The sequence below is a fragment of the Anabaena sp. UHCC 0253 genome, from assembly GCF_009712085.1.
Classification (GTDB): domain Bacteria; phylum Cyanobacteriota; class Cyanobacteriia; order Cyanobacteriales; family Nostocaceae; genus Dolichospermum.
The window spans coordinates 218,949-228,520 of the sequence record NZ_VILD01000003.1 but is presented as its reverse complement, the minus strand read 5'-3'; the positions used below and the strand labels follow the sequence as shown (position 1 = coordinate 228,520).

The 9,572-nt window shown below is 37.6% G+C and carries 9 protein-coding genes; 1 reads left to right on the top strand and 8 read right to left on the bottom strand.

From position 1 onward, the window contains the following. The 4 genes from FJR38_RS09310 to FJR38_RS09295 form a co-directional block, all read right to left on the bottom strand. Positions 1 to 206 (bottom strand): DUF4277 domain-containing protein (locus tag FJR38_RS09310; RefSeq protein WP_168536657.1); only part of this gene is annotated, 206 nt, incomplete at its 3' end. 151 nt (positions 207 to 357) lie between these two features. Continuing rightward, positions 358 to 693: a XisI protein gene (locus FJR38_RS09305; RefSeq protein ID WP_168494989.1), complete on the bottom strand. Its 336-nt coding sequence runs from the start codon at positions 691 to 693 to the stop codon at positions 358 to 360. Then, on the bottom strand, positions 681 to 1,097 hold the full coding sequence (locus tag FJR38_RS09300) for a XisH family protein (protein ID WP_168494987.1): 417 nt from the start codon (positions 1,095 to 1,097) through the stop codon (positions 681 to 683). Before FJR38_RS09300 ends, FJR38_RS09305 begins: the two co-directional genes overlap by 13 nt. A gap of 531 nt (positions 1,098 to 1,628) precedes the next feature. After that, entirely contained in the window at positions 1,629 to 3,113 is a 1,485-nt protein-coding gene (locus FJR38_RS09295) for a serine/threonine-protein kinase (protein ID WP_254445270.1), read from the bottom strand. A gap of 553 nt (positions 3,114 to 3,666) precedes the next feature. Here FJR38_RS09295 and FJR38_RS09290 point away from each other — a divergent pair. Then, positions 3,667 to 4,833, top strand: a complete 1,167-nt coding sequence (locus FJR38_RS09290; protein WP_168536655.1) for a pyridoxal phosphate-dependent aminotransferase — start codon at positions 3,667 to 3,669, stop codon at positions 4,831 to 4,833. 3 nt (positions 4,834 to 4,836) lie between these two features. On the opposite strand, the gene FJR38_RS09285 is transcribed toward FJR38_RS09290, so the two are convergent. From FJR38_RS09285 to FJR38_RS28360, 4 genes are all read right to left on the bottom strand, one after another. Then, positions 4,837 to 6,111, bottom strand: a complete 1,275-nt coding sequence (locus FJR38_RS09285; RefSeq protein WP_168536653.1) for a tetratricopeptide repeat protein — start codon at positions 6,109 to 6,111, stop codon at positions 4,837 to 4,839. A gap of 318 nt (positions 6,112 to 6,429) precedes the next feature. After that, on the bottom strand, positions 6,430 to 7,782 hold the full coding sequence (locus FJR38_RS09280; protein WP_168536651.1) for a (Fe-S)-binding protein: 1,353 nt from the start codon (positions 7,780 to 7,782) through the stop codon (positions 6,430 to 6,432). 59 nt (positions 7,783 to 7,841) lie between these two features. Continuing rightward, on the bottom strand, positions 7,842 to 9,128 hold the full coding sequence (locus FJR38_RS09275) for an FAD-binding oxidoreductase (protein ID WP_168536649.1): 1,287 nt from the start codon (positions 9,126 to 9,128) through the stop codon (positions 7,842 to 7,844). A 167-nt stretch (positions 9,129 to 9,295) separates the two neighbouring features. Next, positions 9,296 to 9,572: DUF874 family protein (locus FJR38_RS28360; protein WP_254449409.1), on the bottom strand; the 277-nt coding region annotated here is incomplete at its 5' end.

Here is a 9,572-nt window from a genome sequence, read left to right as displayed (position 1 = left end):
CCAAATAGATATAATGGGGCGCTTAAAAAGCCTAATCCATTTAAAATCATTGCTTTTATTACTTGTCCTGGTGTTAGGGTTTCTTTTATTTTTATTCCCACTATTTTATTCACTTCTTCTACCAATTCCATTTCGTCTATTATTCCTGCTACTATTCCCAAATGGTCTATATTTAGGATTTTCATGCCAACTTGAGACTCTTTCATGGTTTTTCCCATCTCTATTTGATTTGATTATTTTAACAAATAAAAGCCTGAAATCTTTGCTAGGCAATCTTTTCAGGCTTTTATTTATGAAAATTTTTAATTCCTAAATTTGCTTTAGTATCTGCGGAATGTGGGATAAAATCAACAAAAATTAAGCCACACCATAACCAGTATAAGGACGTTTATAGGGTGGTTGTAAACCAAAAACAATGTCCTCTTTTGGTACTCCCATATTTACGAGTTGTTCAGCTAAATCTGTTTCTGTCGTATTTTGCTGAATCCAGATTTTGTTATCTTTGATATCAAAATGAATCACACTATGATAAATCCGGTTTAAACCATTCCAACCAACACGGAATAATTGATAATGATCATGAATGGTATCAAAAATCAATTCATTATCTATTTCATCATATTTAGGTTTAAATTGACTATGTTCCTGGAGTATGGTTTGAATATATTGACGATAATTTTCTAAATTTGCCATTTGATAATTACCTCCATTATGGGATTATATACTATGATTTTAAGTTTATGTCTTGCTACTGCAATTTTAGCAAGTCGAGTTTGAAAGAAAGATTTATAAGTTTCTTCGGGAACTGCTAAATATAATACTCGTTGTGATTCTGTTTCTTCTAACATGATTTGATAATTGAGAAATTGTCCTAATGCTGTATGAAATTCACTTACTGCTGAGTTACTAGCAAAACTTTTGATTTCTACAGCAATCTTTTCTTCTCCTTTTTCCGCTGCAATTAATCTTTCTGCACCTAAATCAATTTTCAAGGTTGTATCTTCTAATTCTACCTCTAATGGATCATCGGTAATTAACCATTGTTCTTTTTCTAGTGCTGTTCTAACTGCTTGATGAAATAAATCTCTTGCTGACATAGTTATTTATGATTTAATTTATTTGTCTAAATCAGGATATCCAGGATTTTAGGATTTACAGGATGTTATTGGATGATTTTTAGTGGGAGGTGGGAGGTTGAAGATTTTATTTGTCTGAATCAGGATATCCAAGATTTGAGGATTTACAGGATTTTAGTTTGCGTTGAGGATTTTTGAGAGGTGAGGATTTTTAAGATATGGGGATTTTTTAGATATTAATTTTATTATGTAAGTTAATGATTGTTGGGTAATTTTATTTAAACTCTCACATTTTCAATTTGAAAATTGATGATTAAATAAATCTCTAAAACATCACATTTAAAACCAACATCCTGTAAATCCTTTAATCCTGGACATCCTGATTCAGACAATTGAGAAATTCAGATCCCCGACAACTTTTAACAATCTTCTCATTTATCACATTAATTATCGCAGAAGTCGGGGATATTTAGATGCAAACTAACATCCTGTAAATCCTTAAATCCTGGATACCCTGATTCAGACTTAATATTTTTCTGTAACCCTTAAATGTTACAGTTTACAAGTCTCGACGCGAGAGAAGAGACAACAAGCCAATCCCCAGCCACCACCCAACCACCAAACCATCACTCCCCACTGAAACCCACACGGAATCGGGAGGTGGCCTTCTGGTGCTTTTTTGTCAAAAGTAATAATCCCAGCCTTTCCTCCTTTTCTCCATCCTACCTCAGCTACGAACTTCTCTCTGATGTCTGAGTTATATTCTCTCGTTCCACCTAAACCTTGATAAATCCGTTTCTGCACAGAAAAACCAAATTTACCATCACTATATTTTACCCACAACTGGTCAATAGTTCGGAGGTCTTCACAGGGAAAATTATTAATGTGTTCAAAATCTAACCAACGAATCTTTTCCCGTTTCGCAACCGCTAACATTACCCGTCTGGTTTCCTCGTCTGCTTCCTTCCATTTTTCAGCTTTGAGGTAGTTTTGCAGTTTGCTGTAGTCCATTCCACAGGATGATTTTAATTCTACTTCTTGGTTTATTGGTTGAGGTGTGGAACTTTGAGGAATGAAAATTTCCTTTGTCTTAGGTACGAAAGAATAAGGTCGTGGTAAACGAACAGTTTGGGGTGGAGGTGGTAGAGGTGTGGGGATATTTTGTTGTTGTCTTGGTTGTGGTTGAGGTGTAGAAACAGGTTGAATAACCAAACCCAAAATTTCCCTAAACTCCCGCACAGTCTGCGGACGGTTTTGGGGTTCTAACTCCATACCTTTGAGAATAGCAGCATTTACCTTATCGCTAATCTGCTGATTAAATTTTTGCGGTGGTGATAACTTGACATCTTCCTCAGCGCGATAATTAGCAGGAATGGGAACTCTATTCGTTAATAAACTATATAATGTCGCTGCTAAAGCATAAACATCTGTATAATAACCAAAATCTCCACGCCGTTCATATTGCTCTATGGGTGCATAACCTTCGGTTATCATCGCTGTCATGCTTTTGATTTTACCAGGTTGAAATTCCCGCGCTAACCCAAAATCAATTAATACTGCTTCTTTGCTTTCCCGTCGCAACAAAATATTATTGGGTTTCACATCTCGATGTAAAAGTTTCCGTTCATGAACTACTTCTAAAGCTTGTCCGATTTGGTCAATGTAGCGCAAAGCTTCGGTTTCTGACAAGTAACCATTTTCAGCAGTGTAGCTTTCAACATAGGCTGCTAAATCATCACCGTCAATATGTTCCATGACAATAGCCCAAAGTCCATCTTCGGGAAAATTGTCGTAAACTTGGACAATATGGGGATGATAGCATTTTGATAAATCTAAGGCTTCTTTTCTAAACCTCTTTTGTATTTCCGCAAAGTCTGGTTTTTGTTGTTGTTCCCGGTTGAGGGTTTTTATCACAACCAACCTGTTTTCTTCTGTATCTTCTGCGAGATAGGTTTCACCAAAGCCACCGCCACCGATCGCTCTTTTAATGATATACTGTCCGTTCTGTAGTGGGGTGTTAGGTGTCCAGGATTGCATATTGTCAGAATTAGGATTTGCAGGATTGGGAGAGAAATTAAAAATTAGTATAACATCCGCGTTTATCTGCGTTCATCTGCGTTTAATTGTCTGAATCAGGATTTCCAGGATTTAAGGATTTACAGGATGTTGTTGAATGATTTTTGGTGGGGATTTGGATATTTTTATTTGTCAGAATCAAGATATCCAGGATTTGAGGATTTTCAGGATGTTATTGGATGATTTTTAGTGGAGATTTGGATATTTTTATTTGTCTGATAGCGAAGCGTGGCGTAGCCATATCAGGATAGTTTAGGTAATGATAATATCACAATCCTGTAAATCCTTTAATCCTGTAAATCCTGATTCAGACAATCCAAAAGTTTACTATATATGCGCGAACAGATTTCTACTCTTAACATTAGTGTAAACTAAATTTTTCGTCTTGTCAAGACTTGAAGTAAATTAATCCGTCCCATGTTTGGGTAAAAAAGAATTTAGAAAGGGCAAATATCGCATAGGATTCTGGGATATCCTTAGAGAGATAGGATAGAGATTCGCCAAAAAAAGTAGCATGAAGCTGGCAGCAAGAGTAAGTCAGGTAACACCCTCCATCACCTTAGCGATCGCAGCTAAAGCTAAGGCCATGAAAGCCGGGGGGATAGATGTTTGCAGTTTTAGTGCTGGAGAACCAGATTTTGATACTCCAGCGCATATCAAAGCCGCAGCAGTGAAAGCTTTGGATGAAGGTAAAACCAAGTATGGTCCAGCCGCTGGAGAACCAAAGTTAAGGGAAGCGATCGCCCAGAAGCTGAAAAATGATAATGGTCTTGATTATAAGTCAGAGAATGTCCTGGTCACAAATGGCGGTAAGCATTCTCTCTATAATTTAATGGTGGCACTGATTGACCCCGGTGATGAGGTAATTATCCCCGCACCCTACTGGCTAAGTTATCCGGAAATGGTAACTCTAGTGGGTGGAAAGTCGGTAATTGTGGAAACAGATGCTTCTACTGGCTACAAAATTACCCCAGAACAACTGAAAAAAGCTATTACCCCAAAAACTAAGTTATTTATTCTTAACTCCCCTTCTAACCCCACAGGGATGGTATACACGCCGGGGGAAATTAAAGCCTTGGCGCAGGTAATAGTTGATGCAGATATCTATGTTGTGTCTGATGAGATTTATGAAAAAATTCTCTATGATGGTGCAGAACATATCAGCATAGGTTCGTTAGGAACGGAAATCTTTTCCCGCACCTTGATTAGTAACGGTTTTGCTAAAGGTTACTCAATGACAGGTTGGCGCTTGGGTTATTTAGCAGGACCCGTGGAAATTATCAAAGCCGCCAGCACCATTCAAGGACATAGTACATCAAATGTGTGTACTTTTGCTCAATATGGGGCGATCGCGGCTTTGGAGAGTTCCCAAGACTGTGTAGAGGAAATGCGTCAAGCTTTCGCTAAACGTCGTCAGGTGATGTTTGATAGACTCAACGCTATTCCTGGTTTGAGTACCGCGAAACCAGACGGTGCTTTTTACCTATTTCCCGACATCAGCAAAATCGGTTTGAAATCCCTGGAATTTTGTGATGCTTTATTAGAAGCGCATCAAGTTGCAGTTATTCCTGGTGTAGCTTTTGGTGCTGATCACAACATTCGCCTTTCCTACGCTACTGATATGGCGACAATTGAAAAAGGCATGGATAGATTAGAGAAATTCGTGCTTTCGCGGATTTAGGAATCATAGCAAACCCATTTCCTCCAACCCCTGATGAAGTCGTTGTGCTTCTTCGGGGTTATTCAATTCATGGAGAGCGATCGCATATTCAAAAGCTGCTAGACTAGCTGTAACATCGCCAATTTTCAACAACACAACCCCTAGATTTTGATAAGCTTCAGCATAATCAGGATTTAAATTAATAGCATTGTCATAACAATTAATAGCCTCAGCAAACAATCCCATTGCTTTACATATCATGCCTAAATTATAATGACCAATCACAAAATTAGGATCTATTTTGATAGATGTTTCATAAGCAGTTTTTGCCCCTTGTAAATCTCCCACACTTTTCAATAAATTTCCTAAATTATTATATCCTCCTAATTTTAAAAGTGGATAAATAGGTAACTTCACCGCAGCTTGATAATGAGAAATAGCTTGAGATATATCCTTTAAAGATGTATAACCAATCCCTAAATGATAATGTAATTCATACAAAATATCATAATTTATATCCTCATCAATAGCAGCATCAACTTTTGGTAACTGCAAATATTTTAATTTATGCAACGGTTTTTTATCTTCATCAACTTGATTTCCAAGAATTTGATTTAAACCCCGTTTTAATAACTCCATTCCCTCCTGAATCTTCCCCATTTGCATATACAAAGCCCCCAACTTACTGCATACATAAGAGTCATGGGGATGATTTGCAAAAAATTCTTCCATTGCGGCTGCGGCTTTAACATATTTATTCTGCTCATTAATCACCGCTTTTTGATAACCAGTATGCAGAATCGCTACCCCTGGTAAATAACCAATTTGCCAATTTGGTTCTTTATTTAAAATCGCCGTAATACTATCATCAATTAAAGCATGATAAGGGCGATCAAAATAGATATCTGGATGATTACGAAATAATCGAGAAACTAGAGAATAAGGTGATTGTGTTGAACCAACTTCTTGACGTACCAAATTAATCGCAATATATTCTTCTTTGCTAATAACTGCTTTGAGTAAAGGCATAATTTCCGGTGTCAAAGTTTCATCAGCATCTAAAACCAAAATCCAATCACCTGTAACATATTTTAAAGCCTCATTTCTAGCCGCACTAAAGTTATTATTCCAGGCAAAATAATGCACCTTAGCGCCAAATTGTTGAGCAATTTGGGGTGTTTTGTCAGTTGAACCTGTATCGAGAACTACAATTTCATTAACAAAATTCTTAACACTTCCCAGGCATTTTGGCAAGGCAATTTCTTCATTTTTGACTATCATACACAAGCTGAGTCTCATATAGTAACACTATGGTATTTACAGCTTGGTCAATAATAGCCTATGTTATCCAGAATTATGGGTGAATGAAAGTAAAATAGCAATTCCCATTCCCGTGAGGTACAAATTATCGGTTTTTTCCCATGTAGGGGCGAAGCATTCGGGCGATTAATCATCGGTTTTTTCCCAAGTAGGGGCGAAGCATTCGGGCGATTAATTATCGGTTTTTTCCCAAGTTTATTTTCCGAATGCTTCGCCCTTACACTGAATGCTTCGCCCTTATACCGAATGCTGATGCTTCTTAAATTCTGTACCTCATTAGATTGGGAAACGCATTTCCTATATCTCCAATTTATCACCCCGAATCGCATAATCTAACAATTCCATTGGGTGCATTACAGAAATAGTCTTACCCTGTAAATATTTACTAATCTGCAAACTACAACCAGGATTAGCAGAAGCAATTAAATCAGCACCAGTATTGATTAAATTCTGAGCTTTTTGTTTACCTAACTCTTCCGCAACTTCCGGTTGCAACATATTATAAACCCCCGCACTACCACAACACAAAGCCGCGTCTATTGGTTCTTTTAAAGTTACTCCCGGAATTTTATTTAAAAGTTGACGAGGTTGGACACTAATTTTTTGACCATGCAATAAATGACAAGCATCTTGATAAACTAAAGTGAGATTTTTATCAGTCAAAGGTGAAAGTTTAGCAGTTAAACCCACATTAATTAAAAACTCTTGTGCGTCTTTAACTTTTGCTGCAAATGCTTGAGCTTTTTCGGCATATTCTGGATCATCTGCTAAAATATGACCATATTCTTTCAAAGTATGACCACAACCAGCAGCATTGATAATTACAAAATCCACATTAGTATCAGCAAAACTATCAATCATTTGTCTTGCTAAAACTTTCGCTTGTTCCGTTTGTCCTTGGTGTTCAGGAAGTGCAGCACAACAACCTTGAGATTTAGGAATTACCACCTCACAACCATTTGCTGTTAAAACCCTTACCGTCGCTTCATTTACACCAGAGAAAAACAGCCTTTGCACACATCCTAAAATTACACCCACCCGATATCTTTTTTCACCCTTAGCAGGGATGATATCTGGCAAATTATCCTGAAAAGATTTAAGAGTAATTTGGGGTAAAATAGATTCCATTGCCGCTAATCGGGGAGATACAGCTTTAATTAACCCAGTTGCTTGTAATACCTTAGAAATTCCTAACTTTTGATAAACTAATAATGGGAAAAGTAAAATTCTTAAAAGATCAGGATTAGGAAATAGAGAAAAAATCAATTGTCGAACTAACTTATCAGGTAAACTGCGATTATAATTTCTTTCCACCTGATGTCTAGTAGCCGAAATCAACTTATCATACTGCACACCAGAAGGACAAGTAGACACACAAGCTAGACAACCCAAACAAGAATCAAAATGTTCAACAGTAGCCGTATTAAGAGCAATTTCCCCCTCATTAATAGCATCCATTAAATAGATACGTCCTCTGGGTGAATCCATCTCCTTTCCTAATATCCGATAACTAGGACAAGTAGCCAGACAAAAACCACAATGAACACAACTATCAATTAACTTAGGATCAGGTGGATGACTTTCATCAAAACCCTTCAAATTCTTAATACTAGCAACATTATTAACAACACCATCTGAAACTTCTTGCATTTCTCTTCCCCCTCTTAACTTCGTGTTCTTTGCGCCTTCGTGGTTCATTCTCTTAAATATTAAATCCCACCAACAAACCGACCAGGACTTAAAATATAATTACCATCAAACTGTTCCTTAATTCCCCGCATTACCGTCAAACTATTGCCAATATCCCCCCAAACATCAAACCTGGCCTTTAACTCAACAGGTGCAGATAAAATAGTTAAAAAACCTGAATTTGCTTGACACAAATTCCGTAATAGCAAAACCTGTTCTTGATTTTCTAAACGCACCAAACCCAAACCACTGCTAATATGAATTAAACCAATTTCTATTTTATTTAAAATCTCCACTGCCGCAGTTGGTAATACTCCTATTTTGCAGGTAATTGTCGCTTCTGTAACATCATCATGTATTTGTTCTGGTAATCGTTGCCATAAAGCAGCTTCTTGATTTGCTGAATAAATTACCCCATGTAAACCTAACTTTTCGCCAATTACTAAAAGTCGCTTTGACTGTTCTTGCACACTTTCACTAATATTTTGAAACCGGGCAATTAATCCTAATTCTGTCCCCAAATCTAAATTAGCAACTAATTTACTTGATAATAAATCAGCTTGAGTTGGTGTTAACTCGGAATTTTGTAAAGTTCGCGCTGCTTGGGATATGGCTTCTGGCTTACCAGTTAATATGACTGTTCCCGAAGTTTCCGGAATGGGATAAACTCGAAAAGTGACTTGGCTGATAATTCCTAATGTACCGTAAGCGCCAGTAAATAATTTCATTAAGTCGTAACCCGCCACATTTTTTACGACTCGTCCCCCCGCTTTGGCAATTTGTCCATCTGCACGGATAAAAGTTATACCTAAAAGTTGATCACGGACACCGCCATAACGTTGACGCAGAGAACCAGTATCAGCGGTAGCTACAATACCCCCAATGGTAGCTAATTCTGGTTTAGCAGGGTCTAAAGCTAATGTTTGTCCCGATTTTGCCAAAATCTCCTGAAGATGGGCAAATTTCATCCCTGCTTCGACGGTGACAGTTAAATCACCAACTGCGTGTTCTATGAGTTGGTTTATGCGTTCGGTACTGACAACAAGATCAATATTTTTAGCTAAACCACCCCAATGAAGTTTACTGCCCCTACCACAAGGCAGAACGCGCCATTTATTGCTGTTGGCGATCGCTATAACTGCGGCTAATTCTGCTTGGCTGTGGGGATAAACAACACAACTGGGGCGGCTTTTGGAGTCTATCCCTTGTTGGATATTGTGTTGCTGGGTGGGGGTGAGATTTTCCCACGATAAAACGGCGTTGTCTGTGCTGATAATAGAAGTTAAGGTAGATGCGATTGGATTCATCAGTCTATTTTTTATATCCTTTTTATTAATGTACTGGTTATTCTTACTAAATACTTAATTTATTTCTCGTTCCTAGTCGGAATTGGATATTAAATAACGGAGGGCGCAGACCCTGCGCCCCTACAGCATTGACAATTAAAGACTGTTGATAGAAGGAGAGATTGCATCTATTCTAAATCAGGTTCAACACCAAGCGATCGCAGTTGGGCAATTAATCTTTCTGTTTTTTGCCTTTCTTGATCTAACTTTTGTCTTTCCTGTTCAGCTTTTTGTCTTTCTTGTTCGGCTTTTTGTTTTTCTTTTTCGGCTTTTTGTCTTTCCTCTTCTGTGCTGGTTAACATCCAATTACCGTCTTTATCATACCAACGTAACCAAGGCATTTCGACGGTTTTATAACTTCCTTGCCATACTCCTAAACCTAATTCTATTTCTGGAATCCAAAAC

Coding starts and splice junctions, on each gene's coding strand:
- FJR38_RS09295 (WP_254445270.1), bottom strand. CDS start 3,113: ATGCAATCCTGGACACCTAACACCCCACTACAGAACGGACAGTATATC.
- FJR38_RS09300 (WP_168494987.1), bottom strand. CDS start 1,097: ATGTCAGCAAGAGATTTATTTCATCAAGCAGTTAGAACAGCACTAGAA.
- FJR38_RS09290 (WP_168536655.1), top strand. CDS start 3,667: ATGAAGCTGGCAGCAAGAGTAAGTCAGGTAACACCCTCCATCACCTTA.
- FJR38_RS09280 (WP_168536651.1), bottom strand. CDS start 7,782: ATGCAAGAAGTTTCAGATGGTGTTGTTAATAATGTTGCTAGTATTAAG.
- FJR38_RS09275 (WP_168536649.1), bottom strand. CDS start 9,128: ATGAATCCAATCGCATCTACCTTAACTTCTATTATCAGCACAGACAAC.
- FJR38_RS09285 (WP_168536653.1), bottom strand. CDS start 6,111: ATGAGACTCAGCTTGTGTATGATAGTCAAAAATGAAGAAATTGCCTTG.
- FJR38_RS09305 (WP_168494989.1), bottom strand. CDS start 693: ATGGCAAATTTAGAAAATTATCGTCAATATATTCAAACCATACTCCAG.